The sequence below is a fragment of the Ruegeria sp. YKSD179 genome (genome assembly GCF_059612885.1).
The window spans coordinates 61,235-86,841 of sequence record NZ_JBXWRL010000013.1 but is presented as its reverse complement, the minus strand read 5'-3'; the positions used below and the strand labels follow the sequence as shown (position 1 = coordinate 86,841).

The 25,607-nt window shown below is 55.2% G+C and carries 28 protein-coding genes and 1 pseudogene; 23 read left to right on the top strand and 6 right to left on the bottom strand.

Annotated elements, in window-relative coordinates; translation table 11 throughout:
- The first annotated feature begins 250 nt into the window (after positions 1-250).
- The 4 genes from AC2FNE_RS09720 to AC2FNE_RS09705 all read left to right on the top strand — a co-directional run bounded on the left by AC2FNE_RS09720 (position 251) and on the right by AC2FNE_RS09705 (position 4,454).
- The gene (locus AC2FNE_RS09720) at positions 251-2,071 is read left to right on the top strand and encodes a PHA/PHB synthase family protein (RefSeq protein WP_496805271.1); all 1,821 of its coding nucleotides are present in this window, start codon (positions 251-253) and stop codon (positions 2,069-2,071) included.
- Positions 2,072-2,132: 61 nt separating this feature from the next.
- Positions 2,133-2,414 carry a cation:proton antiporter domain-containing protein gene (locus tag AC2FNE_RS09715; protein ID WP_496805270.1) on the top strand — a complete coding sequence of 94 codons (282 nt, stop codon included), beginning with the start codon at positions 2,133-2,135 and terminating at the stop codon, positions 2,412-2,414.
- A 22-nt stretch (positions 2,415-2,436) separates the two neighbouring features.
- Positions 2,437-3,840: a phenylacetate--CoA ligase family protein gene (locus AC2FNE_RS09710; protein WP_496805269.1), complete on the top strand. Its 1,404-nt coding sequence runs from the start codon at positions 2,437-2,439 to the stop codon at positions 3,838-3,840.
- A 176-nt stretch (positions 3,841-4,016) separates the two neighbouring features.
- Positions 4,017-4,454 carry a DUF5661 family protein gene (locus AC2FNE_RS09705; protein WP_496805268.1) on the top strand — a complete coding sequence of 146 codons (438 nt, stop codon included), beginning with the start codon at positions 4,017-4,019 and terminating at the stop codon, positions 4,452-4,454.
- A 445-nt stretch (positions 4,455-4,899) separates the two neighbouring features.
- Here AC2FNE_RS09705 and AC2FNE_RS09700 read toward each other — a convergent pair whose 3' ends face one another.
- Positions 4,900-6,231 carry a dicarboxylate/amino acid:cation symporter gene (locus AC2FNE_RS09700; protein ID WP_496805267.1) on the bottom strand — a complete coding sequence of 444 codons (1,332 nt, stop codon included), beginning with the start codon at positions 6,229-6,231 and terminating at the stop codon, positions 4,900-4,902.
- A gap of 103 nt (positions 6,232-6,334) precedes the next feature.
- Here AC2FNE_RS09700 and AC2FNE_RS09695 point away from each other — a divergent pair.
- A pseudogene (locus AC2FNE_RS09695) lies at positions 6,335-6,454 on the top strand (protein NO VEIN domain-containing protein); the annotation flags it as partial.
- Between the two features lie 20 nt (positions 6,455-6,474).
- Here AC2FNE_RS09695 and AC2FNE_RS09690 read toward each other — a convergent pair.
- Positions 6,475-6,816, bottom strand: a complete 342-nt coding sequence (locus AC2FNE_RS09690) for a DUF5681 domain-containing protein (protein WP_496805266.1) — start codon at positions 6,814-6,816, stop codon at positions 6,475-6,477.
- A 278-nt stretch (positions 6,817-7,094) separates the two neighbouring features.
- On the opposite strand from AC2FNE_RS09690, the gene AC2FNE_RS09685 reads away from it, so the two are divergent.
- Positions 7,095-7,799 (top strand): IS6 family transposase, encoded by a 705-nt coding sequence (locus AC2FNE_RS09685; protein ID WP_496805265.1) that lies wholly within the window; start codon positions 7,095-7,097, stop codon positions 7,797-7,799.
- A 37-nt stretch (positions 7,800-7,836) separates the two neighbouring features.
- Here the strand turns inward: AC2FNE_RS09685 and AC2FNE_RS09680 are convergent, their stop codons facing one another.
- Together AC2FNE_RS09680 and AC2FNE_RS09675 are read right to left on the bottom strand one after the other, a co-directional pair.
- Positions 7,837-8,028 carry a DUF3489 domain-containing protein gene (locus tag AC2FNE_RS09680; protein ID WP_496805264.1) on the bottom strand — a complete coding sequence of 64 codons (192 nt, stop codon included), beginning with the start codon at positions 8,026-8,028 and terminating at the stop codon, positions 7,837-7,839.
- A gap of 132 nt (positions 8,029-8,160) precedes the next feature.
- Complete coding sequence (locus AC2FNE_RS09675) at positions 8,161-8,319, bottom strand: hypothetical protein (RefSeq protein WP_496805263.1); 159 nt, start codon at positions 8,317-8,319, stop codon at positions 8,161-8,163.
- Between the two features lie 214 nt (positions 8,320-8,533).
- Between AC2FNE_RS09675 and nanR the strand changes: the two genes are divergently transcribed.
- The 10 genes from nanR to AC2FNE_RS09625 all read left to right on the top strand — a co-directional run bounded on the left by nanR (position 8,534) and on the right by AC2FNE_RS09625 (position 18,248).
- Entirely contained in the window at positions 8,534-9,271 is a 738-nt protein-coding gene (nanR, locus tag AC2FNE_RS09670) for a transcriptional regulator NanR (RefSeq protein WP_496805262.1), read from the top strand.
- 326 nt (positions 9,272-9,597) lie between these two features.
- Positions 9,598-10,617 carry a TRAP transporter substrate-binding protein gene (locus AC2FNE_RS09665; RefSeq protein ID WP_496805261.1) on the top strand — a complete coding sequence of 340 codons (1,020 nt, stop codon included), beginning with the start codon at positions 9,598-9,600 and terminating at the stop codon, positions 10,615-10,617.
- 90 nt (positions 10,618-10,707) lie between these two features.
- A complete protein-coding gene (locus AC2FNE_RS09660; RefSeq protein ID WP_496805260.1) occupies positions 10,708-11,361 on the top strand; it encodes a TRAP transporter small permease subunit in 654 nt (217 codons plus the stop codon).
- Positions 11,362-12,942 (top strand): TRAP transporter large permease, encoded by a 1,581-nt coding sequence (locus AC2FNE_RS09655; RefSeq protein WP_496805259.1) that lies wholly within the window; start codon positions 11,362-11,364, stop codon positions 12,940-12,942.
- A complete protein-coding gene (locus AC2FNE_RS09650) occupies positions 12,939-14,201 on the top strand; it encodes a ribulose-bisphosphate carboxylase large subunit family protein (protein ID WP_496805258.1) in 1,263 nt (420 codons plus the stop codon). Before AC2FNE_RS09655 ends, AC2FNE_RS09650 begins: the two co-directional genes overlap by 4 nt.
- Positions 14,198-15,544 (top strand): four-carbon acid sugar kinase family protein, encoded by a 1,347-nt coding sequence (locus AC2FNE_RS09645; RefSeq protein WP_496805257.1) that lies wholly within the window; start codon positions 14,198-14,200, stop codon positions 15,542-15,544. The genes AC2FNE_RS09650 and AC2FNE_RS09645 overlap by 4 nt, the downstream gene beginning before the upstream one ends.
- 31 nt (positions 15,545-15,575) lie before the next feature.
- A complete protein-coding gene (locus AC2FNE_RS09640; RefSeq protein WP_496805256.1) occupies positions 15,576-16,412 on the top strand; it encodes a phosphogluconate dehydrogenase C-terminal domain-containing protein in 837 nt (278 codons plus the stop codon).
- Positions 16,413-16,631: 219 nt separating this feature from the next.
- Complete coding sequence (locus AC2FNE_RS09635) at positions 16,632-16,904, top strand: hypothetical protein (RefSeq protein WP_496805255.1); 273 nt, start codon at positions 16,632-16,634, stop codon at positions 16,902-16,904.
- 267 nt (positions 16,905-17,171) lie between these two features.
- Positions 17,172-17,879 carry an IS6 family transposase gene (locus AC2FNE_RS09630; RefSeq protein ID WP_496805254.1) on the top strand — a complete coding sequence of 236 codons (708 nt, stop codon included), beginning with the start codon at positions 17,172-17,174 and terminating at the stop codon, positions 17,877-17,879.
- Positions 17,880-17,993: 114 nt separating this feature from the next.
- A complete protein-coding gene (locus tag AC2FNE_RS09625) occupies positions 17,994-18,248 on the top strand; it encodes a DUF3299 domain-containing protein (protein WP_496805253.1) in 255 nt (84 codons plus the stop codon).
- Between the two features lie 35 nt (positions 18,249-18,283).
- On the opposite strand, the gene AC2FNE_RS09620 is transcribed toward AC2FNE_RS09625, so the two are convergent.
- Positions 18,284-18,736, bottom strand: a complete 453-nt coding sequence (locus AC2FNE_RS09620) for a VOC family protein (protein WP_170603423.1) — start codon at positions 18,734-18,736, stop codon at positions 18,284-18,286.
- 74 nt (positions 18,737-18,810) lie between these two features.
- Here AC2FNE_RS09620 and AC2FNE_RS09615 point away from each other — a divergent pair, with 74 nt between their 5' ends.
- Positions 18,811-19,335, top strand: a complete 525-nt coding sequence (locus AC2FNE_RS09615) for a MarR family winged helix-turn-helix transcriptional regulator (RefSeq protein ID WP_217362347.1) — start codon at positions 18,811-18,813, stop codon at positions 19,333-19,335.
- Between the two features lie 165 nt (positions 19,336-19,500).
- On the top strand, positions 19,501-20,139 hold the full coding sequence (parA, locus tag AC2FNE_RS09610) for a ParA family partition ATPase (RefSeq protein ID WP_170477067.1): 639 nt from the start codon (positions 19,501-19,503) through the stop codon (positions 20,137-20,139).
- A 681-nt stretch (positions 20,140-20,820) separates the two neighbouring features.
- Here parA and AC2FNE_RS09605 read toward each other — a convergent pair.
- A complete protein-coding gene (locus AC2FNE_RS09605; RefSeq protein WP_496805252.1) occupies positions 20,821-21,246 on the bottom strand; it encodes an ester cyclase in 426 nt (141 codons plus the stop codon).
- A gap of 218 nt (positions 21,247-21,464) precedes the next feature.
- Here AC2FNE_RS09605 and AC2FNE_RS09600 point away from each other — a divergent pair, with 218 nt between their 5' ends.
- The 5 genes from AC2FNE_RS09600 to AC2FNE_RS09580 all read left to right on the top strand — a co-directional run bounded on the left by AC2FNE_RS09600 (position 21,465) and on the right by AC2FNE_RS09580 (position 25,605).
- Positions 21,465-22,649, top strand: coding sequence for an amidohydrolase (locus tag AC2FNE_RS09600; protein WP_496805251.1), 1,185 nt, complete (start codon positions 21,465-21,467; stop codon positions 22,647-22,649).
- A 241-nt stretch (positions 22,650-22,890) separates the two neighbouring features.
- Positions 22,891-23,562 carry a cupin domain-containing protein gene (locus AC2FNE_RS09595; protein WP_170603419.1) on the top strand — a complete coding sequence of 224 codons (672 nt, stop codon included), beginning with the start codon at positions 22,891-22,893 and terminating at the stop codon, positions 23,560-23,562.
- Positions 23,559-24,554, top strand: coding sequence for a flavin monoamine oxidase family protein (locus tag AC2FNE_RS09590; RefSeq protein ID WP_170603417.1), 996 nt, complete (start codon positions 23,559-23,561; stop codon positions 24,552-24,554). Before AC2FNE_RS09595 ends, AC2FNE_RS09590 begins: the two co-directional genes overlap by 4 nt.
- The gene (locus AC2FNE_RS09585) at positions 24,551-25,063 is read left to right on the top strand and encodes a TetR/AcrR family transcriptional regulator (RefSeq protein ID WP_170603415.1); all 513 of its coding nucleotides are present in this window, start codon (positions 24,551-24,553) and stop codon (positions 25,061-25,063) included. The genes AC2FNE_RS09590 and AC2FNE_RS09585 overlap by 4 nt, the downstream gene beginning before the upstream one ends.
- Positions 25,064-25,338: 275 nt before the next feature.
- Positions 25,339-25,605 carry a hypothetical protein gene (locus tag AC2FNE_RS09580; protein ID WP_170603413.1) on the top strand — a complete coding sequence of 89 codons (267 nt, stop codon included), beginning with the start codon at positions 25,339-25,341 and terminating at the stop codon, positions 25,603-25,605.
- The last annotated feature ends 2 nt before the right edge of the window (positions 25,606-25,607 follow it).

Sequence of the window (25,607 nt, the reverse complement as noted above, 5' to 3'; positions counted from 1 at the left end):
CGTGTGGATGTCAAACGGGGCCTCATTGTTCGTATGGCGGCGGCAGCCAGTCAGAAAGCACTGCCTGCGGGGAAGACTTGGAAGAAGCATAGAAAGCTTAGCAAAGCTGGACGCTGATCTGGATCAATGCGATCGCCACAGGTTTCTGCCACACAGGGCACATGCCCTGATGCGGCTTGTGCTAGCGCGATCACAGCGACCCCGAGACCGGCATTCAGCAAAAAGGCACATCGGCATAGGATAGGTTCAGATGACCAAGCGCACGGCGCAGCCCAAGACACCTGCAAAAGACGCGCAGCAGGTCCAGCTTCCCGCCAAGATCGTCCCCGCGTCGCAGCCCAATGCCGGGCCGAGCGCGGCGCATCCGCACGAAAACCTGGATCGCGCGTCCCGTGCGGCGGTCGCGTATATGTCGGCAGGCGTGTCGCCCCATGCGTTCATCGAAGCCTGGAGCGATTGGGCACAGCATCTGGCCCAGGCTCCGGGTCGCCAACTTGAATTGGCCGAGCGCGCGCAGGAAAACATGACAAGGCTGTTGGGGCAGTCGCTTTTGCCAAACATCGACGCGGAACCGGCCTTTGTGCCAAAGGCCTACGATCATCGTTTCCGGCATCCCGGATGGGAAAAGCCACCGTTCAAAAACATGCAGCAGGGGTTTCTCGCGGTGCAGGATTGGTGGGATTATGCAACCGACCATCTGCGCGGATTGCGCCCCGAGGACGCAGACAGGACCCGTTTCATGGCGCGTCAGATGCTGGACCTGTTGTCGCCGTCCAATTTCCCCGCCCTTAATCCCGAGATCATCGAGGAAACGCGCAAGAGCAGCGGCAAGAATTTGGTGGAGGGTGCGTGCAACTTCATGCATGATTTTGTAAACACCGTTGCTCAGGTCCATGAACCCGCACCAGAGGGCTTTCAGATCGGCAAGGATCTGGCCTGTACACCCGGCGAGGTGGTGTTCAGCAATGATCTTTTCGAGTTGATCCAGTATGCGCCTCAGACCGATAAGGTGCAGTCCGAGCCGATCCTGATCGTTCCGGCCTGGATCATGAAGTATTATATACTTGATCTCTCGCCGCATAATTCAATGGTCAAACACCTTGTGGATCAGGGATTTACCGTCTTCATGATTTCGTGGTGCAACCCGACCGCTGATCAAGCTGACCTGTCGCTGGAGGACTACCGCGAACGCGGCGTCATCGCGGCTCTCGATGCGGTGAATGCCATTGTGCCGGAGCGCAAGGTTCATGCGGTCGGCTATTGCTTGGGTGGCACAATCCTCGCGATCGCGGCGGCTACGATGGCGCGTGAAGATGACGAACGGTTGGCGTCGATCTCGCTCATGGCGGCACAGGTCGACTTTGCCGAGGCGGGCGAATTGCTGTTGTTTCTGGATGAAAGCCAGATCGCATTCCTTGAAGACATGATGTGGGAGAAGGGCTGTCTTGATCGTCCACAAATGGCGCGCGCCTTTTCGGCCATCAGGTCGGAAGACCTTATCTATTCCCGTGCAGTGCGGCGTTATTACCTTGGGAAAGAGGAGCTGCCAACCGATATGGGTGTCTGGGTTTCCGACACGACGCGGATGCCTGCCAGAATGCATTCAGAGTATCTGCGCGGCCTGTTTCTTGAAAACCGTATTACCGCAGGTCGATTTGCCGTAAAGGGACGGGTCATCGCGCTCAAGGACATCTCGGCCCCGATATTCGCGGTGGGCACTGAAACCGATCACATCGCGCCGTGGAAATCCGTCTACAAAACCCAACTTTTTACCGACAACGATATGGTATTTGTCCTCACAAGCGGCGGCCACAACAGCGGCATTATCAATGAGCCAAAGTTGGCGCGCGGTCACTATCGGATCTCGCATCGCTCAGCTGGGGCGCTTTATGTGGGTCCTGAAGCTTGGGTTGCGCAAAATATGCCCCAACCGGGCTCCTGGTGGCCCGCATGGACGACCTGGCTCAAAGAAAATAGCAGCGGTGACGTGCAGGCGCCCTCCATAGGTGCGCCAGACAAGGGCTTCGTGCCGATCGTACCGGCGCCTGGCAGCTACGTTCACCAAATCTGATCCCAAGCCCGCTTTTGGCGGTGGTAGGCCGCAGCGAGTGGCCGCGTCATCGGGGCATTAAATGGCGTTTTCAGAAGAAACCGACTTAAGACGGGCAGGTCTTGGCCAGCGCCTGTTTTCCGGCTGGGGTAGTACCACAATCGAGAACGGCGGTCCCGGCGTTCTGGCCCTCGGGGCGGTGCTGCTGTGCTACGGTCTCGTCGAACTGGCAGAAGGTAATGGATTCATCGGTGCGTTCACCGCCGGGCTCATGTGTCGGCATGTCCAGAGAAAGCATCATTTTCACAAACGGCTGCATGCCTTCAGCGAGGCTTTGGAACACGCGCTTAAACGAACTCTTTGAAACGTGACGCTAAGAATGGAAATTGGCAAAGAAGATGCATTTCAGCCTTCCTAGAGCACTGGGATATTTGGCAGGCGGGCTCTGGACGGGTTGGGGTGGACGCAGGCGAATAGAAGCGAGGCAACTCCGCAACCTGAGGCGGCTCGTGGACAAAGCGCGCCATGACTCACCGCTCTTTTGCCGACTTTACGCAGAGCTGCCATCAACAGCCGAGATCGAACTGCACGACTTACCGGTGACCCGTAAACCCGAGCTCATGGCTGAGTTCGACGACTGGCTGACAATCCGGTCCCTTCCACTCGACAAGGCCCAAGAACATCTGCGGGACCTGCGCAAGGTTGGTGTGCCGATCGACGATGTCGCAGTCTTTCAGACATCTGGGACATCGGGTGAGCCTGCCGTTATCGTTATGTCTGAATCGTTCGTAGAATATACCTATGGCATCATGCTGGCACGCTTCGAGCGATATCATCGAAAGCTTGTGCGAGACGTCCGAAAGCTTGGCGACAGAGTGACGATAACAGGCGGGAACGGCCATTTTGCTGGAAACGGATTCAACAAACTGGTGCAACGGTTGAATCCGCGGCTCGCCAAGGGCTTTGGTGTCACCTTCGTGGAGGCCGAGCAGCCGATTGGTCAGCTTGTCAAAAGGCTGAATGCGATTGGGAAAATCGCTTGGATCGTGACGTACCCCAGCATGCTGGCCATCCTGGTCAAGGAAAAGGAGGCCGGGCGGCTGCAGATCGAACCGGCGTTCATTACTACGGGAGGCGAGACACTCACGGACGATCTGCGCGAACGGGTCGGGCGCGCCTTCCCTTCGCTGAAATACGCCATTGCTGATCCCTATGGGTGCACCGAGTGTCTGGCACTTTCGTTCGAGTGCAGCCATGGCCGGAAACACGTGAACGAAGACTGGGTCGTCCTGGAAGCGGTCGACGAGGCGCTGCAGCCCGTCCCCGACGGCACGTTGTCAGCGACTGTTCTTCTGACCGTACTCGCAAACGAGGTTCAGCCCTTCATCCGCTATGACTTGGGTGACTGTATTCGATTTGACCAGGATGCTTGCCTCTGCGGATCTCCGTTTCGCAGTTTTCAGGTCGAGGGACGCCAAGCGACGCTTGTTCGCGTAGGCAAGGTGACACTGTCGCCACTGGTTTTCGATCTTGAGCACGACCAAGCCAAGCGTATCCAACTGGTCCAGACCGGCGAATTAGAATTTGAACTGCGCGTGCAACTGGCAGAGGGTGCGGAGGCGGGGCTTGTTTTCGAGGACGTCATCGGGTCGTTGAAGAAAGTATTTCGCAACAACGGCCTGGATGATGTCACAGTGCGAGCAGCTGAAGGACTTCCCGAATTTACCGCAAGCGGCAAATTCCACGAAGTTGTGCCTTTGCGAAGCACCGACGAACGAAACATGACATAATGGGGCATTCGCCAGCCGGCGCCCGAGTGAGTAGATGGGTGCGTCACAACTCCGCGCATCTAGGGAGGGCCACAAGAAGGATGAGATGAAAAAACCAGCGGCTGTTACGACAGTTCACTCCACGTCCTAGCTGGCAGGGAGTGCCATCAGACGTGTCCACAACATAAGGAGAGACCATGCCAGAATACACCTATATCACCTCCGAAGAAGTAACGCGGGTATGCGCCGATATTGGCATCAGCGATTGGTCAAACCGGACCGATGCAACCGTTGAAGGCAACGAGGCGGAAATCATTCGCAAGATAGTTGGCGGTGAGGCACTTGAAATCTCTCTGTCTGATTTCAGACTGGGTCTCGAGGTGGAGCTGGAACATGGGACCATGTTCTCTGACGCAAATGTCAGTAACAATCATCCCGTTTTAACAGGTCGTATCGTCCTGGCGCATCTGAAGGAAGGTCTTGATTATTATTTGCGGCTGAAATGCATGGAACTGGAAATGGAGCTGACTGGCGCACTGGAAAACCGGAATGCAGAACGTGCGGCAGAAAAACGCCAGGCTCTTGCCGAAGCGCGGGTCGAACTGGAATCGAGAATAATCGCTTCATCGCGATAAGGCATGGTGCCCAATCGATTTTTGCTAAAAGACTAAAGAGTTGCGCCGACCCGTTGAAACCGAAGGGAATTGCCGCCATTCGCCCATCGCGCAGCATTTGACAATCTGGGCTCGTTCCGGCCATCCGCTGCGCGCTGCACCAAGGTCTCTTGAGCGGAGAGGCTGTGTGAAAACTATTTGCGCGGCGGCAAAACGACAAAAATAGCCAGATTTGCAGCCTCTCTCGTTGAGCTGAGCCACAAACACCTCGCTTCGGGAAAACGAACGGCACCAAAAGGGCGCGAATTTCGAGTTTTCAAACACCCTCCGGACAAAGCTGCCGTAGATTTGGGTGCGGAGACCACCATTTAAATAGTCGCCCGCGCCCGTTTATTGCGCCACTATTTAAATAGATGATCCAGATCAACGTGATAACTGCTTAAATAGTACGCTGTTCCCACGCATATCATACAGCCTCATCCTGCGCGGTATTGCGCAGCAGCATAGAGGCGACCAGATCACCTGTTACGTTCACCACGGTCCTGCACATGTCGAGCAATCGGTCAACGCCGAAGATAATGACCATGCCTTCGACTGGAATTCCCATACTTGTTGCCACGTTGATCAGGATCGCGATGCTGACTCCGGGCGTGCCCGGCGCACCAATGCTCGAAAAGACAAGGGTTCCGACCACGACCGCAATCTTACCACCCGTTAATTCTACGCCGGACAATTGCGCAAGGAACAGAATGGCGACTGCCTGATAGAGTGCAGTCCCGGCCATGTTCATTGTCGCGCCAAGGGGCACCACGAGATTTGCGATATTTGGCGGAACGCCAAATTCACGAGCCGTCTGGATCGTGATCGGCATAACGGCACTCGAACTCGAGGTCGAAAAGGCCAGCAACAGATTACTGCCTGCAGTTTTCAGGAAACGTAGTGGGCCAACTTGCCCGAAGACACCCGCAACGATCATGTAGAAAATTAGCAATCCAGCCAAACCTAGTAGAACCGTCCCGACATAGCCCGCTACCCCGAGCAGCGTGTCAACACCTACGCGCATCACAAGCTGCGCCATCAGACCGAAGACCGCCAGTGGTGCCAGAAACATCGCCCATTTCACTATATTCATCGAAATGGACAACAAGGCTTCCATCAGCAATAGGAACGGTTCGGCCCTTCTGTCCTGAACCTGCGTCACTGACACCCCGACGAGCAGAGCGAGGACGACAACCGCCAGCATGTCGCCCTGCGCGATTGAGGCCGTCGGATTGGTTGGTAGGATGTTGACGATCAGATCGGGCAGGGTCGAAGTGCTGTCTGTGTTCTGAGCAATCTCGGGCACTACAACCGGTTCGGGCAGGTCGTTACTTTGCGTTAAGGCCAAACCGGAGAGAGCCAACCCCGGCTGCAACCATTGCGCAAGCGCAACGCCAATGGCTGCAGCGATGCTTGTTGTCACCAGGATGAACGCCCCCAGTCTGACGCCTACCGATTTCAATTCATCGCCCGATCTTGCTCCGGACAAGCCGCCGACAATCGAGGAAAAGACCAGCGGTATCAGAACAATCGCAATCAGTGAGAGAAAGATATTTCCAGGTAAAGCCAGCCAGACGCCAATGATTTCCGCGGTCTCCTGTGATACTAAGCCAGAGGAATGGTTGAGAAAAAGGCCCAGCCCAAACCCGAGAACCATCCCAGCCATCACCTGCGCCCAAAGTCTCGATGAGATCCAAGCACGCAGTTTGAATCGCTGCTGCGCGATATGTGTCGATCCGGGTGATGTTTCGCTGACCATAAAGAATACCTATCACGGGCCGCCAGGCGAATTGAACCGGCATCGTAATACAGTCAAACAGTACCGTCGGCTCTTCTTGAAAGCGGACGTCACTTGTTTTTACCGCAATGTCCGGTGGGTGTCGGAAGAGGATGGCGATGGTGCCGGCTACGATATCGCCAGCTTCGCGCTGGACGGACGCCCGCGTCTGATCGAGGTGAAGACGACGAACGGATGGGAGCGCATGCTGCTACGCCGCCAGGTTCAAAACCCGCCGTCGCGCAACCGGTCAACAAGCTCGTCGCGATTACGAGGACGGCGAGTATCCCTCTCGTCCTGCGACGTTTCCGTTGGCTCATCGTAGCCGGCATCGGTGAGGATCTGTCGTTGCAGGGCCAGCGCCTGCTTGTCCCCCTGCAGAGCCAGTTCGCGGAGCTTTCGGATCAAGGCTTCCCGGATCGGGATTTTGCGATCTTCGTTCTTGATGCTGACCTTGCGATCCAGCACCCGGTGCAGAACAGTGTTCAGGCCGTCCCGTTTCCGGGGACGCCCACGAGGATTGCCGGACTTGCCTTTTTTGAACCGCGCATGCTGAGGCGGGTTCATGTAGCCGACATAGGGAGTCTCCAACGAAGGCTGACAGCCATGATCATGGCGGAACCACGTCAATTACACCTGGACCACCGAGGTCGGTTTCTGTCAGCTTCTGAGCAAGACACACCCACTTAATTTCCGTGCCCCTAACCTGCGTCAGCACCCGATGTCCGCCTGGCTGGTAGGTGTATGGCAAGAGCTGGATCGCGACGAGGCGACGGCCTGCCTGTCGAGGCTCTGTCAGAAGAAACTGACTTGAGCCGGGCAGGGCGGTTTCGTAGCGTCTGAAGATGACAAAATCTGACCCATTTCGCTATTTCAAAACAAGTCGTGAGATTATCCGCCTGGCGGTGATGCTGTACGTCCGGTTTCCTCTGTCCCTTCGCAATGTTGAAGATTTGCTCCATGAACGGGGCATCGATGTCAGCCATGAAGCCGTCAGATATTGGTGGCATCGGTTCGGGCCGATGTTTGCTTCCGAGATCCGTAAGCGCCGGATCGAAGGTATGAAATCCAGTCGCTGGCGGTGGCACCTGGACGAGATGTTCGTGAAGATCAACGGCGAGCAGCACTATCTCTGGCGGGCCGTCGATCATGAAGGCGAAATCCTGGAAAGCTTCGTCACAAAGGCACGTGATAAGAAGGCTGTGTTGAAATTCTTAAAGAAAGCAATGCGTAAGCACGGCAGTCCCGACATGATCGTGACGGACGGGCTGGCATCGTATGGCGCGGCTTTGAAGGAGATCGGCGCTGCAGACAGACAGGAAACCGGTCGCTGGTTGAACAACAGGGCCGAGAACTCGCATCTGCCGTTCCGACGACGAGAGCGGGCGATGTTGCGTTTCAGGCGTATGCGAAGTTTGCAGAAATTCGCCTCCGTCCACGCTTCCGTCTACAATCACTTTAATCAGGAACGCAGCCTTTCAACGAGACCAAATTTCAAGCTCAATCGCACCGCCGCTCTGGCTGAGTGGCGTGGTCTTGGCGCGAGTTAATGGACAGTGTCACTGTCCTTGTAGAGACTGGTTCGAATTAGTCTGGCAGCACCCGATCAATGCTATACCCGGCCTTCCTGAGCCCGCTTAGAGCCGCTCGGACCGAATGCGGCTGCCAGCCTGTGGCGGATTGCAAGGCAGCGAGATCCGCGCCGGCCTTGCGGCTCAGTAGCTTGCGCAGGATCGCGGTTTTGGTCTCACGCTCGGGTGTCGATTTGGGTTTGGACATTTTTGTTCCTCGGGTTTTAGGGTCGGCGGGATGCCGACCCTGGTACCGAGATGTGCCCGGGGTCCGACCGGGCTTGGGAACAGTGACGCTCGTGTCAGGCGGGAAGTCCAGTCAATACTGGCGCGCACCGCCTTACTTACTATCTTTTGGGACTTTAACGCCCAGCCTTTCCAACGTTTCGATCATTTCCTGCTGTTCAGCCGCCCTGGATGCTTCCTGGGCTTCGATGGCAGTTCCAACCTCCAGCTTAATGTGGATGGCCCAAAGCAGTGACGTTTTGTGCCCCTTCACCAACCCCCACCACCCGTCTCTAGCGTCAGGCTGGCCGCGCAGAGATCGTCAAGAGCGGCGCCGCTGTCGTGCGCGAGTAGATCGAGGATGATCTGCAGCTTGGTGGTGCCGTCAGGAAGTCGCAAAGCCTCATGCGGCTCCCAGGTTAGCTTGTCATACCAGTTGAGGGGATGTAGGGTCGCAAGGATGTAACTCAGAGGAATTCAGCGAAATCATGGCACGCAACGGTTCACAACAAACGGAATTTGATGTCGAGCCCATCACGCGTCAAAAGCTCTCGGATCAAGTGTTTGATCGGCTTTGGGAGATGATCGTATCCGGAGAACTCAAGCCGGGCGATACAATTCCGTCGGAGCGAAAGCTGATGGAGAGATTTGCCGTCGGTCGCCCCGCTGTCCGCGAAGCTTTGCAAGCACTTGCGAATAAGGGTGTCATCACGATTTCACATGGCGAACGGAGCCGCGTGAATGAGCTAAGCGCCAATATTGCGCTGGACCAGGTGGATGATGTTGCGAAATTGCTTTTGTTGGCTGAGCCTTCCAATCTGGAGCACCTCAAGCAAGTCAGGAAGATCCTTGAGGCGGGCACCGTGCGTATTGCAGCTGAAAGTTGCAACGATGAAGATATAAGTCACCTGCGGGCGCTGGTTGACCTACAAAAAAGCCAGTTGAACAACCCCAAAGGGTTTATTGAGACAGACATCGCGTTTCACACCGCAATCGCCAATGCCTCGCGGAATCCACTTTTGCAGGCTGTGACACGCCCGATGCTGACTTGGCTTTTTGAGTACTACAAGCCACTGCTTCACTGGTCTGGCCGCGAGAACACGACACTGTTGGAACACGAGAAGCTGGTCGATCATCTTGAGGCCCGTGATGCGGATGCCGCGGCAGCTTTGATGCGTGAGCATCTGGACCGATCTGATCCGCTCTACACGAACTCTGAGACCTGATTTCCAGGGATTCGTAGTCAAACCGCACAACTCCTTTGGCTTTGATGCTGGCTATTTCGCTGCTTGATCAGTTGGCAAGTGGCTTCGATTTGACGTTAAGGCTATGAAATAAAATAGAAACCGCCAAAGGCGAGGTGTGGTTCCAACTTAAACACTCCCTGGCCTTGACAGAATCGCATGATGATATACTGATCATACCAGTTGAGAAGCTTTGCTTTTGGGATCATCATCAAGGCTCCTTTCGACTCGGGAACCGGAACCATTGAAATCTTGGATCGGTCAAAGGCCGACCGGGCCCGAACATAAGAGCACTAGGGAGGACTATTATGCTCAAGACCGTGACCAAGACCCTATTCGCTGGGGTTGCAGCAACAGCATTGTTGACCACGGTGGCGTCCGCACAAACCACACTGCGGATTCAGAACCACCAAAGCCAATCTTCGCCATATGGCGTGGCAATCCAGAAATTTGTTGACGATGTCTCGATGATGTCCGGCGGTGATCTTCAGATCGAGATGTTCTATTCTTCGTCTGTTGTTCCATCAGCCGAGACTTTCGACGCGGCGAAGAACGGAATCCTTGATTGTGACATGACGAATGGTTCTTACCAGACAGGCAAGAACGCAGCGTTTCAATTCGTGGCAGATACGATGGGCGGTTACGATACGCCGCTACAGTATCAAGCTTGGGTTGAACAAGGCGGTGGTCGCGAGGCAATCAACGAGCTCTATGCAACCCATGGCATGACCTTTATTGGTGCGCATGTCGGCGGACAGGAATCGTTGAACTCGACCCGCCCTCTTCGTGGTGTGGCAGATTTGAAAGACTTCAAGTTCCGCTCTCCTCCCGGCATGGAATCTGACATCTTTGCATCGCTTGGCGCATCGCCGATTGTGATGGATTTCACCGAGGTCATAACCGCTCTTGAATCGGGCATCATTGACGGAGCAGACGCCTCCACCTTGGCGACGAACCTGAATATTGGTGTTTATGACGTCGCAAAGCACACCACTTTCCCTGGGTTCCACTCCATGTCATCGGACCAATTGGCCTGCCGTACTGACGTTTGGGAGGGTCTGACCGACCAGCAGCGTCGTATCATCGAAGTGGCCTATAAGAACGTCGCGATGGACTTGATGATCTCGACGCTGGTTCTCAACGGGGAAGCCCTGGCCAAGATGCCCAAGATGGGCGTCACAACTTATGACTGGTCTGCAGAAGATCGTGCGACCTTCCGCGCTGCGGCACAGGCTGCGTGGCAGGAGTGGGGCGCGAAGTCGCCTGAAGCTACCAAACTGGTTCAGAGTCACGAGGCCTTCCTGCGTCGGATCGGCTTGGTCGAATAATCTAAGCTTTCGAAAAAGCTTGGCATTGGCGGCAAACTGTCGCCAATGCAGCCATCGCGTGCTTAGCTTTGAACTGGCTGATTGGGGGTAATGACCGTGGTTGAACACGAAACAACGGGTCCGCTGGACAAGCTCATCTGGGCGATCAGCCGGGTCACCATGTGGCTGCCGGCCTTCATCGTAGCAATCATTCTGTATGAAGTCGTCCTTCGTTACGTATTCCAGCGCCCGACACTTTGGGTCAACGAGTCGTCACTTTGGGTAGCAGGCGCGGTTTATATGTTTGCTGGTCTCTATTCGATGCAGCAACGTAGCCACATTCGCATTTTCATCCTTTATGATCTGGCTCCGCGTTGGCTGCGGCGCAGCTTCGATGTGATTTCAACTATCTGCATTTGTGTTTTTGCCTTTGCACTCATCTGGGGCAGCTTCGATGAGGCACTTGAAAAGCTGATGACTTGGGAGCGTTTTGGCACCAAATTCAACCCTCCCATTCCCGCCACTATCAAGCCTTTGATCCTTGTGACAATGGCGCTTCTGGCGCTGCAGGCGATCTCAAACCTGATCTTCGATTGGAACAAGGACCAAGGTGAGCGGCAATTCGTTGAAGGGATTGAGGATCTTCTTGAAGACCTGGGAGAAGACCACTTGGGAGCCCGGCCAGCCGGTGACGCAGAGGGTCATTCCGACCAGAAACCCGACCTAAACCAACATCAGGCAAAACCGCGCCAGGGGACGGAATAAATGGACATTGGAACGATATCGCTGGTCGTCCTGACCGGCATGCTCGTCCTTCTGGCGATTGGTATGCCCTTGGGTTTTGCCTCTGGCTTCTTAGCCGTCGTGGTCATGGTAATGAAGTTCGGGCCAGACCTTCTGTTCGGGAACTTCGGCACCGGCCCGTTGAATCTTCTCGGTCAACGGATCTACGGGATCACCACAAGCTATGTGCTGGTTTCCGTGCCGCTTTTCATATTCATGGCCAATCTGCTCGAACGCTCCGGCATCGCGCGGGACATGTATGACACGCTTGAGAAATGGATGAGCCGCACCCGTGGCGGAATCGCTGTGGTGACCGCATTGATGGCTGTTGTCATGGCGGCGATGTCAGGCATCATCGGCGGCGAAGTCGTTTTGCTGGGCCTGATCGCGCTGCCACAAATGCTACGGTTGGGTTATGATCAGAACCTTGCCATTGGTACGATCTGCGCCTCGGGCAGTCTTGGTACAATGATCCCGCCATCCATCGTTCTGATTTTTTACGGGCTGATCACCGATACCTCGATCCACGCGCTCTTTCAGGCGGCCTTTGTGCCGGGTTTCATTCTGGCTGGATGTTACATCGCCTACATCCTGATCCGCACCAACCTGCAGCCGCATCTCGCCCCGTTGCCAGCACCGCGCGAAGGCGACCTGACTGGCCCGCAAAAGCGCATTTATGGCCTGTCTCTGATCCTGATTATTGTCGCTGCAGCCGCAGCGATCATGGTGGCACGGGGGCTGTACTTCAATGCCGCCGGGCTTGTTGACGAAGACACAAGCTATGTAAGCGCGAGCTATCTCATGAAAGCAGGCGCGATGTCGGTGGGATTGGTCGGATTGCTGGTCTTCGGCATCGGCCTGAAAACCGCCAAAGCCTCGTGGGATAGCGGTAAGGGCATGGTAGCCCCGCTTTTGGTCGTGTTTGTCGTACTCGGGTCTATTTACGGCGGCGTCACTGGCATTACGGAAGCCGCCGGGATCGGATCGGTTGCCGTTTTGCTGTTGATCATCATTCGCGGCGAGTTTTCTTGGCGTATTCTGCAAGAAGCCTCGATGCGCACGTTCAAATCCACAGGCACGATCATGTGGGTCACCATCGGAGCCACAGCTCTCGCAGGTGCCTACACGCTTTCCGGCGGTCCGACATATGTTGCCAATCTCATTGTTGGGATGGACATCTCGACGCTCAGCGTTCTGCTGATCATGATGCTGGTTTTTCTGTTCATGGGGGCCTTCATGGACTGGACGGGCATTGTGCTGTTGGTCATGCCGGTCTTTTTGCCGATTGTTCTGAAACTGCCGCGTGATGAGCTTGGCCTCTTTGGTGGTCTCGACAGCCAGCTCGCGGTGCAGGTTTGGTTCGGCGTGCTGTTCTGCGTGAACATGCAGGTAAGTTTCCTGTCGCCGCCATTTGGCGGTGCTGCGTTTTACCTGAAATCCGTCGCCCCGCCACACATCACACTGCCCCAGATTTTCCGAAGTTTCCTGCCCTTCATTGGCATTCAGATTGTCGTCTTGATGCTGATCTTGTTTGTGCCTCAAATCACGACGTTGTTCCTATGACCGATCAGATCCGTATTGAAGCCGATTACCTGATCGAGACGGCATATCCCCCCGAACAAGCCGCAGAAATCATGGCGGGCGAGCAGTCTTCCGGCACGTTCCGTCCGGTTCCGGGGGAGACGCCCGAACTAAAGGAACGCGCTGCAGCACGGGTTGAGCAGTTGACGTTGTTGGGCACGGTTGAAGCGCCATCTTTGCCAGGGGCTGGATTGCCGAGGGAAGGTCAGGTCTACCACCAGGCACACGTCACCCTGTCATGGCCCTTGGATAATCTCGGACCATCCTTGCCGAACCTGATCGCAACGATCGCGGGCAACCTTTTCGAACTGAAGCCGTTCTCCGGCCTCCGCTTGCTGGATGTTCGTCTGCCATCGGCTTTTGCGGCGGCCTATCCGGGGCCGAAGTTCGGGATGGAGGGTACACGCAGACTTGCCGGTGTCGAAGGTCGACCGTTGATCGGGACGATCATCAAGCCCAGCGTTGGATTAAGTGCTGAACAGACCGGCGCATTGGCTGCCGAACTCTGCGAGGGGGGCATCGATTTTATCAAGGATGACGAATTGCAGGCTGATAGCCCCGCGTGTCCCTTCGATGATCGGGTTCGTGCGGTGATGGCTGCGGTCAACGCGGCTGCGGACCGGACAGGCAAGAAGACCATGGTGGCCTTTAACCTGACTGGCGAAATCGACGAGATGCGCCGCCGTCACGATCTGGTTCTGGCCGAAGGCGGCACCTGCGTCATGGCGAGCGTCACCGGGGTCGGTATGTCCGGCATGATCGCACTTGGCCGTCATACAGAGCTGCCGATCCACGCACATCGTTGTGGTTGGGGCGCGCTCACGCGGTCCCCTGTACTTGGTTGGGCCTACCCCGCATGGTCCAAGCTTTGGCGTTTGGCCGGGGCAGACCACATGCACGTCAACGGGATCGACAACAAGTTCACAGAAGACAATGACAGCGTCATCGCTTCGGCTCGGTCCTTGTCTGATCCAATGTTTGAGGCCAACCCCATGCGGGCCGTACCAGTCTTTTCTTCCGGCCAGACCGTGCATCAGGCACAAGCCACATTGGCAGCAGCCGGATCGCCCGATTTGCTCGTGACGGCAGGTGGCGGTGTAGTCGCGCACCCGGATGGCGTTGCTGCTGGTGTGAGGGCGATGCGAGAGGCTTATGACGCGGCCCTGTCCGGGATTGATGTGCAGGACTATGCCAAAGATCACCCAGCCCTTGCCGCAGCGTTGAGGGCCTATCAATCATGACTGCCCCGCTGCTCACATTCTATGGCGACGATTTCACTGGCTCTTCAGCGGTGATGGAGGTGCTAAGTTTCGCGGGAATTCCAACGATGCTGTTTCTGGAGGCTCCGGACGAGGATGTTTTGGCCCGCTTTCCTGAGTTGCAGGCTATCGGGGTGGCAGGGGTGGCACGTTCTAAAGACCCGGATTGGATGCGGGCAAATCTTCCGGCCGTATTCGAAGGTTTGAAAAAGCTTGGCGCGCCTTTGGTGCATTACAAGGTTTGTTCTACCTTCGACAGTGCGCCGGAAACAGGCTCTGTTGGTGTGGCCGCAGAACTTGGCAAACAGATCTTCAGCCCCGTGTGGGTACCTCTTGTGGTCGGCGCTCCTGCAATCGGGCGCTATCAGGTCTTTGGGAACTTGTTCGCGGCAGCGGGTGATGGAGTGTATCGCCTCGACCGCCACCCGGTGATGTCCCGCCATCCCGTAACGCCCATGGATGAAGCCGATTTGGGGCGACATCTGTCGCGCCAGAGCGATTTGCGAACAGGATGTGTCGACTTTCGCGCCATGACAACCGGCCAGTCGGACGCGGCGTTAAAGACAGCAATCTCTAGCGGCGCTGCGATCATTGCTCTGGATGCGATGGACGACGCGACATTGCAGGAAGCCGGAAGGATGATCGCGGAGGGCGACACATCGTTTGCCATCGGGTCTCAAGGGGTGGAATACGCACTTGTCGCCCATTGGCGCGCCTCGGGCCAGCTTGCGCAGGAACACACTACGCCACGTCTCACTCCGGTTGGTCAGCTTTTTGCCGTCTCCGGGTCCTGCGCGCCGACAACTGCAGCACAAATTGACTTTGCTCAGGCCAAAGGGTTCGAGATACTCGACTTTGACGCCGCGCAGGCGGTCGACCCGAACGCGCTACAAGCCGAGACGGATCGCGTGCGACAAACATCATTGCAGCTTCTGTCCGAAGGCCGAGATGTTCTGGTGACCTCTGCCCGTGGGCCAAACGATCCTTCCCTCGCGCGCATGTCCGAGGCAATAAATCGCGCCCGGACCAGCAACGCCGAAGCCAATGAGGATTTGGGACGAGCATTGGGCAATCTGGTTGCTGAAATCCGACTTGCGACTGGCCTGCCACGCGCAGCAATTGGCGGTGGGGATACGTCAGGCCACGCGCTGACGGCGTTGCAGGCCGAGGCCTTGTCGGCAGTAGCGCCCCTCGCACCGGGCGCACCTCTCTGCCGTATCCACAGCGCTCGCGCGCCAAAGATCGATGGCCTCGAAGTCACTTTGAAGGGTGGCCAGATGGGTGCCACCGGCTTCTTCATTCACGCAAAAACAGGGGATGCTTGATGCAATCCCCATACATAAAAGGAACAACAGCATGACAAGCATCGCTCTCTTCGGCGCAGGTGGCAAAATGGGCGTACGTCTGGCCACGAACCTCAAGGAAGCGCCATATGACCTGCTTCCCGTCGAAGTGAATCCTGAGGGTCAGGCCCGGCTCAAGGCTGAAACGGGTTTGACCTGTGTAGAACAAGGGCAAGCCTTGAGTGCTGCGGACACCGTGATCCTCGCTGTGCCGGATCGGGCCATCGGTAAGGTGCTCGCGGGCTTTGTGGACGATCTGAAGCCGGGCACCGCCGTGATCATGCTGGATGCCGCAGCGCCACACGCCGACACCCTGCCGACACGCGATGACATCACCTATTTCGTAGCGCATCCTTGTCACCCGCCGCTTTTCAATGACGAGACTGACATGGATGCCAAGACCGACTACTTCGGTGGCATCGCGGCCAAGCAACACATCGTATGTGCCCTGGCCCAAGGCCCGGAAGAACATTATGCCAAATGCGAGGAAATCGCCCGGGTCTTTTACGGCCCTGTCATGCGGTCTCACCGTGTGACAGTCGAGCAGATGGCTCTTCTGGAACCGGCCTTGTCGGAATCCGTTGGGGCAACTTTTGCCAAGGTCTTGAAAGACGCCACGGATGAGGCCGCGCGGCGGGGTATCCCCTATCAGGCAGCCGAGGACTTCCTGCTTGGCCACCTGACGATCCTCTTGGCCGTTGCATTTGGCGTCCAGCCAGGTGGCAAACTTTCTGATGGCTGTATGAAGGCCATCGAGGAGGCCGAACCGGTTATCTTCAAGCATGGGTGGATGGACAAGATCTTTTCGGCAGAGGCGGTGAAGGCTTCGGTAAAATCCATTTGTGATTGAAGAGGATGTTTCTCACTAAGCCAAACAGAAATTTTGGTCGAAGATCATAATCAAGAAAAGAGGTGCAGCACTTACTCTTACGATCGCCTGCGGACCGTACAAGTAGTTGATACAGGTCAAGGATGTTGCGACCCGCGGTCGCTAGGTTTAACAGGCGCAATCAAGATCTGCCATAGGAATGGTGGAACGATTGGTGCGCCAGAATAGAGGAAACCACCAATGAAGACACGAATTGCGCTGGTAACAGCAATGTTGGCTGCTGCATCACTCGCTGGATGCGTCGAAGACACGGGATATACGAACCCAACACCCTCCAGCGGCCTGACACCGGGCTCCAATGAGCAGGCCTATTATGATGATGGTTGTGTCGCTGGTACGGGCGATGCCAAGGCGAGCATGAGCATGGCGTATGAACGGCATGACGGATACGACTCACGCTTTGAACCTTATTTCCGACAGGGCTATGAAGCATGCTGGGCTGCAAACCGCTAACGTTCTGCAATCGCCACACGGCACTCCGATACCGCTTAAGATACGGTGTCGGAGAACAAGCTCGCTAGGACTGCATTTAGGTTGAAAAACTTCGGTCACATTCGCGATGCCCAAACTGTCGGCCGCCTTTTTGAAATCGGCGACGCTAATTGAATGCACAAAGAGGGACTTTCAAATGGGAAAAACAATAATTACGCTGATTATCGGATTGGTCTTGTCAGAATAACTTGGCTTGAGCGGGGCAGGGTGGTTGCATAGCGTGTGGGAATGACCAAACCTGCCTCCTTCAAATACTTCAAAACCAGTCCCGAGATCATCCGCCTGGCGGTGATGCTTTACATCCGTTTTCCGCTTTCGCTTCGGAATGTCGAAGACCTGCTGCACGAGCGAGGCATTGACGTGAGTCACGAAACAGTCCGTTACTGGTGGAACAGGTTCGGCCCGGTGTTTGCTGCGGAGATCCGAAGAAAACGCGTCCAACAACTTCGTGCATTCTCGAAATGGAAGTGGCATGTGGACGAGGTTTTCGTGAAGGTGAATGGCAAGCGTCACTACCTTTGGCGCGCCGTAGATCATGAGGGCGAGGTGTTGGAAGCTGTTGTCACTAAACGTCGAAACAAAGCCGCAGCACTGAAATTCCTCAAGAAATTGATGAAGCGCCATGGTTGCGCTGAAGAGATAGTCACGGACCGCTTCGCTTCCTACAAGGCGGCGCTCCGAGAAATAGGAGCGCTGGAAAAGCAACGTACTGGAAGGTGGCTCAACAATCGCGTTGAGAATTCGCACCTGCCGTTCCGACGAAGAGAACGCGCCATGCAACGCTTTAGGCGGATGCGAAGTTTGCAGAAATTCGCCTCCGTCCATTCTTCCGTCTACAATCATTTTAACCAGGAAAGATCGCTCACCAGCCGAGACACCTTTAAGCTGACACGCGCCGCTGCTCTTGCCGAGTGGCGCGAACTTTGTGCGGGATAAAGGACAGTGTCACTGGCCTAACGGAGACGAGTTCGAATTCGTCTGACAGCACCGGTGCGAATGTAGGATTCTGCATGACCCGTCGCCGCGGCAATCTCACCAAGGGGCCTGCCGTTGCGCAAGTCGGTTACCGAGTTTGTTTTGGTTCCATTTGCAGGAGCTTGTGTTCACACACCGCCTCCGCCCCGAAACCAGATGATAGTAGTCAACTACCCGGAAGGATTTTCGATAAATGGATTGTTCGAGGCTGTGGTTATTTCCGGACTACTGACCAGGGGTGACGCAACGCGATCTGTTGGGTTTTCCGATGGCGTTTCGTCACTCGATATTGGGTATCAGATGCAGGCCGTTTCTGTTGATCCATTGTGAAAATGGATGGTCTGCGTCAGTAAAATTTCGCTTATTCAAGCTGCATAAGCTTCGGATTTGCTTTCGGCCATTGTCAGTGGTTCGCCCTCCTTCCAAAGAGCCAACTCGCACTCCATTCCGTCAGGGTCTTGGAAAGACAAAACTTGTACTATCCCAAAATCCCGGACGCGCCCTTCGCTGGCGCCGCATTCAACGAGACGTTTACGAAGCAAGTCGAACGAACTCTCATCTGAGATGTTTAGGGCAAAATGATCGACATGCCCACGGGCAAAAATCTCGGAAAGCCCTTCTTCATGTTCGCTTTGCCAATTCACCTGAAACGGGTGCAGGCAAAAGTCGCAACCCATATCAATCAAAGCATGTCGCAGCATGCCTTCGTCCAGATCCAAACGCACTTCGGCTTCAAAGATGGTTGTGTAGAACTCGATAAATCGATCTACGTCTTTTGTTACGATTGTGACGTGATTGCATCCGTTTGAAAGTGTCATCGCGAATCTCCTTTGGTCAGGTTGCCTGACTAAATATAATCAAGCAACCTGACGATATGTCAAGGGGAAGCGACTTGTCCGATTTTTCTGGTTCCGAAGAACAGCTCACCGAGCTGCAGGCCGATGGTATCGCGATGCTCCGCCAAGGCAGACCCGGCGATCCACCTCTTCAATTTTTGCTGTTTCACATGGCCGAGTGGATTGACTATCGGCACATAGCCAAGATCCAAGAGACCTTTCCCGATGGCCGCCGCACGTTCAACCCGGTTTTCATTCACTTGCCAGCGGACGGGTGTCGACTGACCGAACTGGCCCGCATGGCCAATATGACGAAACAGGCTATGGCCGAAATCGTCGATGAAATGATCGCTTTGGGCTATTTGGCCCGATTCCCGGACCCCAGCGATCGCCGGGCAAAGATCATCGTTCGGTCCCAAAAGGGACTAAGGGCGCACAAAGTGGCGATGGATGCCTTTGCAGAGATAGATCGTGAACTATCAAAACGAATGGGGAATGATCGCTTCAAGCAGCTGCGCATCGAATTGAAAAACGCCCTTGCTGCCATTACAGCCGCGGACAATGAGACCGATGAAATTTAGGCGGATCGAGAGTGTTGTTTGCCTACGAAACTAGTGTTTGCCGTAAACTTTCGTTCCAACCGGTTTTCGAATCTCTGCCAGAAATTTTCATGCGACGACCCTATCGCCTTTTCATTCACTAAACGATATGCTGCACCGCAGAAAAACTCTTTGGAGGCTTAGCATATGAACGGTCGTATCATCTGTGTAGCACAGCAGAAGGGGGGCGCAGGCAAGACGACGCTAGTGACCAACTTGGCAATCACGTATCTGTCCGAAGGCAAAAGCGTGGCTCTATTGGACACTGATCCCCAAGGCAGTCTTGGGAAATGGATGGATATTCGCGAAGAGACGCTGGGGGAAAATACAAACCTCCAGTTCGCAACCGCGACATCATACGGGATTTCACGCGCCATTCGTGGAGTTGGTAGCGAAGTCGATGTTATTTTGATTGATACCCCGCCCAAGGCTGACAGTGACGTTCGTTGGGTGTTGCGAGATTCGGATTTGGTGCTGGTGCCCGTCTCAGCCAGCCAGGCTGATGTCTGGGCAACCCATGATATCTTAGATTTGGCCGACCGGACTGGGAAACCAACGCATATCGTGATGAACCGAACACGTGTTGGTACCCGGGTAGGTGAACATGTCGCCAAATCAGTTGCCGAGCTTGAGGCAATGCAGCTAAAGTCATCACTGGCAAACAGAGTGATCTATGCAGAAGCTCTGGGCCGCGGTTTGGGTGCAATCGAAGTTAAGAAAACCGGAGCTGCCTCGGACGAAATACGTTCGCTCGCTCGTGAGGTGTCAGAAATTCTGGAATTGTAAATTTGAGTTAAAATGACACATATTGTTGGCGGGTCAGCACTTCGGCGCTTGGTAGAAAACTCGAAGACAACCTAGGTAGATTGAGAACAACGTTGACGAGTGTCAATTACAATACACTTCCGGTACTGGCTCAATGCAACCATTCACGGATTTTTCGTGATCACCCGTTACGCGAACAAACCCGTCTTTTGCATAGTAGTTGCTGCTTCGGGGTAAAAACGGCCTAAACGCGCATGAATTTGCATTTTCGGGTCACGGCTCGGCTTCGACTCCGCCGACAACCAAAGAAATTCAGCGAACACACCTAGCGAGGCGACAATCCAGCAATTCGAAGGTCGGTTCATGTTTTTGTGAGTTTAACTGACAAACTGCGTCTATGTTTTTACTCCGGTTGCGAGACATCATTTCCGAATAGCCTACGATGCTGGCCACCATAAAAATTGCAATTCGTGAACCCTAAAATGTCATCCACATTCTACCTTAGCCTAGATGTTAGCAGGGCAACCGAGTTGTCCTGACAATCGATATCTGCTTGGGGCTAGAAACTGATTTTTGAGCATTCCGGTCGAGCGTCGACTACATGCACGTGAAAGTCAAAGCGTCGATCCTTCGGTTGAAGTGAGCCAATGCATCGCATGCCAGCCCACATTTCGCATACTTTCCAATAGCCTTATTTTTTAGTTAACGAACCAACCCAAGCTGTCGGACTATAGTTGCGCTGTCATAATAGTCGCGACCCTCAACAACTTTCCCGTCTTTAACGCGCATAACCGAACAGTATCGAACTTCGGCTCGTTTACCTGTCGGCTGAAAATCTCCTAGGCTTGATCGAAGAATTCCTGTGTGGGTGCCCGTATTGCGAAACTCAACCGTGGCCCATTGTCCATCATCGCTGACGATGACGTTTTCCACTTTGCAAAGCCCATCTGGGAAAGCTTCACGCCAGCGATAGTAGTCGGCTTTGTATGCATCTTTTCCTGGAAGCATTTCGCCGCGGGCGACATCTTCGAACGCACAATCTTCGGCGATAACCTCCGCACCACGATCAGGGTCACGCATGTCCCATGACTCGTGGAACTGCCGGACAACCTTTTCGGTAGGATGCATCGCTTAGGCCCCTTTTTGATTTACTGCCTCAAATCTAACCCTCAACACCGCCAATTTATATGGTCCGCTTTGGGCTCGCCACATTCATCAGAAGATTGCGTAAGATGGCTGATTTGAGACGGATGGCAAACCCAACGTTGCGAGGTGTCCAACTCTGCCTTTCGGACAGAGCCGCCTTTGTACGAAAGCTCTTGATGTCCCGCACAAGGTGACAAAATATGGGTCGTATGGATAGTAATTTGGTTCTTACTGAACTCGACAAGACGATGCGCCAATGGCGGCACCATTTGCATCGGAACCCAGAGTTTGGCTTCGAGGAAAAAGAAACTGCGCGCTTCGTGGCCCAGAGGCTACGAGAGTTTGGAATCGAGGACATTGAGACAGCCGTTGGAAACACAGGCATTGTAGCAACGCTGCGTTTTGGGAACGGCGACCGTACAGTCGCACTTCGCGCTGACATGGACTGCTTGAAAATCCACGAAACGACTAACCTAAGCTATTCTTCGGAAAAACCGGGGCTGATGCACGCATGTGGTCATGATGGGCATACCACCATATTGTTGGGGACAGCAGCAATTCTGGCAAGTGAAGGTGGTTTCGACGGTACGGTAAAGTTTGTTTTTCAACCTGCCGAGGAATGGGGTCAGGGAATGAAGGCGATGATCCGTGATGGACTTGGGTCGCGTATACCGTTTGACGAGATTTACGGGTTGCACAACAAACCCGGTTTGCCAGTGGGATCGTTCGAAGTCCGACCCGGACCGTTCATGGGTGCGGAAGATGGTTTTCGGATTGTTGTGCGCGGAAATGGTGGGCACGCGTCGCGTCCCCACGATTGCAGGGATGCGATCTTATGTGCGTGTTCGATTGTGAGCGAGCTTCAGACAATCGTAGCTCGGGCGATTGATCCTGCTGAACTCGCTGTAGTTTCAGTGACGTCGATACAGGGTGACAATATCAAGAACGCTATCGCCAGTGAAGCCATCGTCGAAGGCGATTGCCGGCATTTCGATGACAATGTCAGTTTGCGGATAGAAGAAACCATGAGCCGCATCGCTGAAGGAATTGCTAATGCTCATGGCTGCTCTGTTGAGATCAAGTACGACCGTGTGTTCATCCCCTTAGTTAACGACGATCGTGCGACTGAGCATGCCTTGAAAGCTGCAGAAGCGGTATTCGGTTCCGCTAAAACAAACCCGGATGCCCCACGAATGGGAGCCTCCGAGGATTTTGCCCGGGCTTTGCGGATAGCTCCAGGCGCGTTTGTCAATATTGGAAACGGGGATAGCGCCCCCTTGCACAACCCCGAGTACGACTTCAACGACGATGCGTTAGCGCAGGGCGTCAAATGGTTTGTCGAGTTGGTACGACAACGCCTGCCCGTCACGTCATCCCGAAATTAAACCGTAGAAACTGCGAGGAAGGAAGACAACGGGTCATATCCGCTTTGGACTCGATGATGCCAACCGTAAAACTTCTTCAATGACCGCTTTGCGCAACAAGCTGCCAGTCGTTGGATTTTTGTCAAAGCTTCACGAACGCGCGATCCCTGTTGCAATGGCGACGTATACAAACAACTTACCTATCAGTTGGTAAGCAAAACCAAACTGCTCGTACACAGCGACACTAAAAGGAGACCAAACCATGCGCGTGAATGCTGACTTCAACAAACGTACCCTTGTGCGCTTCAACGAGAACGAATGGGTTGCTTCCCCTATGCCCGGAGTTGAGCGCAAGATGCTTGACCGGATTGGAGAGGAAGTCGCTCGCGCTACCACCATAGTCCGTTTCGCGCCAGGCAGCGCCTTCTCTGCCCATACGCATGACGGAGGCGAAGAATACTTGGTGCTTGACGGCACCTTTCAGGACGAGGACGGAGATTTTCCGGCTGGCTCCTACGTGCGGAACCCGCCGACTTCGTCTCATACACCCGCAGCACAGGACGGCGCGACGATCTTGGTAAAACTCCACCAATTCGATCCGACCGACCGTACTCAGGTGCAGATCGACACCGGTAATGCGGGCTGGATTGAAACGGAAGAAGGTGTTTCCAAGTTGCCCCTTCACACAGATGTGCGTGAAACTGTTGCAATGGAACACTGGGATGCTGGTACGGTACGCACGCTTGATGCCTCTGGCGGGCTCGAGATTTTTGTGATCGATGGAAGCCTGAACGAGGGTGGCGATACCCTGTCCCGCTGGGATTGGTTGCGCCTGCCCGTCGGGGCGAGCTTCGAGGCGACCACAGGTGCAGAAGGGGCGCGCGTTTGGGTTAAGACAGGCCACCTAAGTCACGTCGCCGAGCGCGTGGCATGAAGCCAGATGTAGAAATTGCCATCGTCGGCGCGGGGTTGTCGGGCCTCGCGCTGGCGCACATGCTGAAGCCTGAAGGACGCGACGTGCTATTGCTGGAAACGCGCGACCGCGCGGGCGGTCGCGTTCTCTCACAGGACGGTTATGATCTTGGCCCTTCGTGGATCTGGCCACACAACCACCGAATGCTGGCCCTGCTTAACAAGCTTGGGCTACGGGTATTTCCGCAACATAGCGATGGTCGATTGGTCTTCGAAGATGCGCAGGGGAATGTGCGCCGCGATCTCGACTTGGCCACGATGGGTGGCGCGCTGCGCGTTGCCGGCGGGCTCGCCCAGATAACCGACGCGCTCGCCCAGAGGCTTGGCGACAAGCTGCGCCTTGAACACCCGGTTCGGCGTGTGATCGAAGAAGACGGATGCGTCACCCTGAGCGGAGACGGGTTTTCATTGCGCGCCGACCGCGTGGTTTTGGCATTGCCGCCGCGTCTTGCTGCGCAGATGGGGGTGGTCGTTCCAGATGTGCCAACTTGGATGGCCGGGCATGCCAAATTCGTTGCCGTCTACAACACCCCATTCTGGCGGGGTGCGGGCCTGAATGGCGACGCAATCTCGCATCAAGGTCCGCTGGCGGAAATACATGACGCTTCACCCCTGGACGGAACCGAGGGCGCTCTGTTCGGCTTTGCCTCGCCCGGCGCGGCTCGGCAATCCGGGTTCGAAGCGCTCGCGGTGACGCAACTGGGTCGCCTGTTTGGCCCCGAAGCAGCCGATCCTCGCGCCGTATTCTTCAAGGATTGGAGCGCCGACACGGCAACCGCCACTTCTGCCGACCTCAAACCGGCAACCTCCCATCCAGAGTATGGTGCACTCACTCCTTCCCATAGGGTGATCTTTGCGGGAACTGAAACGGCGCCGTCGCACGGAGGGTTCCTCGAAGGCGCCCTTGAAGCGGTGGATACAGCGCACAGGGAATTATCGAGGGCGATGGCATGACATCAGAAGAGAAGATCCTTGCCGCCGCCGAGGCGCGGGTCCGCACCGGCGGCTACAACGGCTTTTCGTTCCGAGACGTTGCACGCGACACCGGGCTGACCAGCGCAGGTATACATCATTACTTCCCTACCAAGGCGGACCTGGTCGCTCGACTTGCCAGGGATTACACGTCCCGTTTCCTTGAAACGCTGGATGAATGCCCGTTGGATACACGGGTCGGACGCCTGCGCGCGCTATTCGCGGAAAGCCTGCGGCAGGACGGAAAGATGTGCCTTTGTGGTTTGCTTGCAGCCGAAAGCGGAGGTCTGCCTGAGCCGGTCACGGAGGCGGCCAAAAGGTTCTTTCAGGCATTGGCCGATCGACTTACCGGGGCATTTCCGGAAAGCGACGATCCGCATTCTGACGCATTAGCGGTGCTCGCTAAGTTGGAAGGTGCCGCATTGCTCGCGACTGTGCAGGATGATCCTGACATTTTCGAGAAAGCAACTTCCGCTTTGACCCTTCGATGAGACCTTTTGCGATGACTGGAAGTTGGCCGCAGGAATGTCCTGGTCTGATTTGTGGACGATCCAGCCGCTAGTTACAGTGCGGTACTCAAAGGCCTTTGGAGTGGCCAACTGGCACCTTATGATTGAGTACTTTCGCACTATTCGTCGAAGCTTATACTTCAGGTTGGAACAAACTGCGTTAAGACCTGAACAATACGCGTGGTTGCAGGCTTCCTGCTTTCGGCCTTTCAAGCTCCAGGCGGACGCCAACGTTTTTCGGCCTGTCGAGTTCGCGAATGGCTGTCTGTATAGCTTTGAACTCGGAAGTCGATGTACAGCGAATAGTTACGCGCGCGCCGATTGACTTGGCTGCGCGTACGCGTGCGATGGCTCCCTCCGGTGAGATATCTGCCATAGTATTAACTCGAGATACGAGCGAAGTTTACCCCGTTGCGCGTGGCACTACCGAGGCAATAGATGGCAAAACGTCGGCTAAATTCCGGTTTCTCGATTTTGCTGATCAGAAACGGACGGCCAGCGACATCTTCGATCAGTCTTGGTGACA

Excerpts from the sequence above, each read along its gene's own strand:
- AC2FNE_RS09720 (WP_496805271.1), top strand. The coding sequence starts at position 251 with ATGACCAAGCGCACGGCGCAGCCCAAGACACCTGCAAAAGACGCGCAG.
- AC2FNE_RS09715 (WP_496805270.1), top strand. The coding sequence starts at position 2,133 with ATGGCGTTTTCAGAAGAAACCGACTTAAGACGGGCAGGTCTTGGCCAG.
- AC2FNE_RS09705 (WP_496805268.1), top strand. The coding sequence starts at position 4,017 with ATGCCAGAATACACCTATATCACCTCCGAAGAAGTAACGCGGGTATGC.
- AC2FNE_RS09700 (WP_496805267.1), bottom strand. The coding sequence starts at position 6,231 with ATGGTCAGCGAAACATCACCCGGATCGACACATATCGCGCAGCAGCGA.
- AC2FNE_RS09690 (WP_496805266.1), bottom strand. The coding sequence starts at position 6,816 with ATGAACCCGCCTCAGCATGCGCGGTTCAAAAAAGGCAAGTCCGGCAAT.
- AC2FNE_RS09685 (WP_496805265.1), top strand. The coding sequence starts at position 7,095 with ATGACAAAATCTGACCCATTTCGCTATTTCAAAACAAGTCGTGAGATT.
- AC2FNE_RS09680 (WP_496805264.1), bottom strand. The coding sequence starts at position 8,028 with ATGTCCAAACCCAAATCGACACCCGAGCGTGAGACCAAAACCGCGATC.
- nanR (WP_496805262.1), top strand. The coding sequence starts at position 8,534 with ATGGCACGCAACGGTTCACAACAAACGGAATTTGATGTCGAGCCCATC.
- AC2FNE_RS09665 (WP_496805261.1), top strand. The coding sequence starts at position 9,598 with ATGCTCAAGACCGTGACCAAGACCCTATTCGCTGGGGTTGCAGCAACA.
- AC2FNE_RS09660 (WP_496805260.1), top strand. The coding sequence starts at position 10,708 with ATGACCGTGGTTGAACACGAAACAACGGGTCCGCTGGACAAGCTCATC.
- AC2FNE_RS09655 (WP_496805259.1), top strand. The coding sequence starts at position 11,362 with ATGGACATTGGAACGATATCGCTGGTCGTCCTGACCGGCATGCTCGTC.
- AC2FNE_RS09650 (WP_496805258.1), top strand. The coding sequence starts at position 12,939 with ATGACCGATCAGATCCGTATTGAAGCCGATTACCTGATCGAGACGGCA.
- AC2FNE_RS09645 (WP_496805257.1), top strand. The coding sequence starts at position 14,198 with ATGACTGCCCCGCTGCTCACATTCTATGGCGACGATTTCACTGGCTCT.
- AC2FNE_RS09640 (WP_496805256.1), top strand. The coding sequence starts at position 15,576 with ATGACAAGCATCGCTCTCTTCGGCGCAGGTGGCAAAATGGGCGTACGT.
- AC2FNE_RS09635 (WP_496805255.1), top strand. The coding sequence starts at position 16,632 with ATGAAGACACGAATTGCGCTGGTAACAGCAATGTTGGCTGCTGCATCA.
- AC2FNE_RS09630 (WP_496805254.1), top strand. The coding sequence starts at position 17,172 with ATGACCAAACCTGCCTCCTTCAAATACTTCAAAACCAGTCCCGAGATC.
- AC2FNE_RS09620 (WP_170603423.1), bottom strand. The coding sequence starts at position 18,736 with ATGACACTTTCAAACGGATGCAATCACGTCACAATCGTAACAAAAGAC.
- parA (WP_170477067.1), top strand. The coding sequence starts at position 19,501 with ATGAACGGTCGTATCATCTGTGTAGCACAGCAGAAGGGGGGCGCAGGC.
- AC2FNE_RS09605 (WP_496805252.1), bottom strand. The coding sequence starts at position 21,246 with ATGCATCCTACCGAAAAGGTTGTCCGGCAGTTCCACGAGTCATGGGAC.
- AC2FNE_RS09600 (WP_496805251.1), top strand. The coding sequence starts at position 21,465 with ATGGGTCGTATGGATAGTAATTTGGTTCTTACTGAACTCGACAAGACG.
- AC2FNE_RS09595 (WP_170603419.1), top strand. The coding sequence starts at position 22,891 with ATGCGCGTGAATGCTGACTTCAACAAACGTACCCTTGTGCGCTTCAAC.
- AC2FNE_RS09590 (WP_170603417.1), top strand. The coding sequence starts at position 23,559 with ATGAAGCCAGATGTAGAAATTGCCATCGTCGGCGCGGGGTTGTCGGGC.
- AC2FNE_RS09585 (WP_170603415.1), top strand. The coding sequence starts at position 24,551 with ATGACATCAGAAGAGAAGATCCTTGCCGCCGCCGAGGCGCGGGTCCGC.
- AC2FNE_RS09580 (WP_170603413.1), top strand. The coding sequence starts at position 25,339 with ATGGCTGTCTGTATAGCTTTGAACTCGGAAGTCGATGTACAGCGAATA.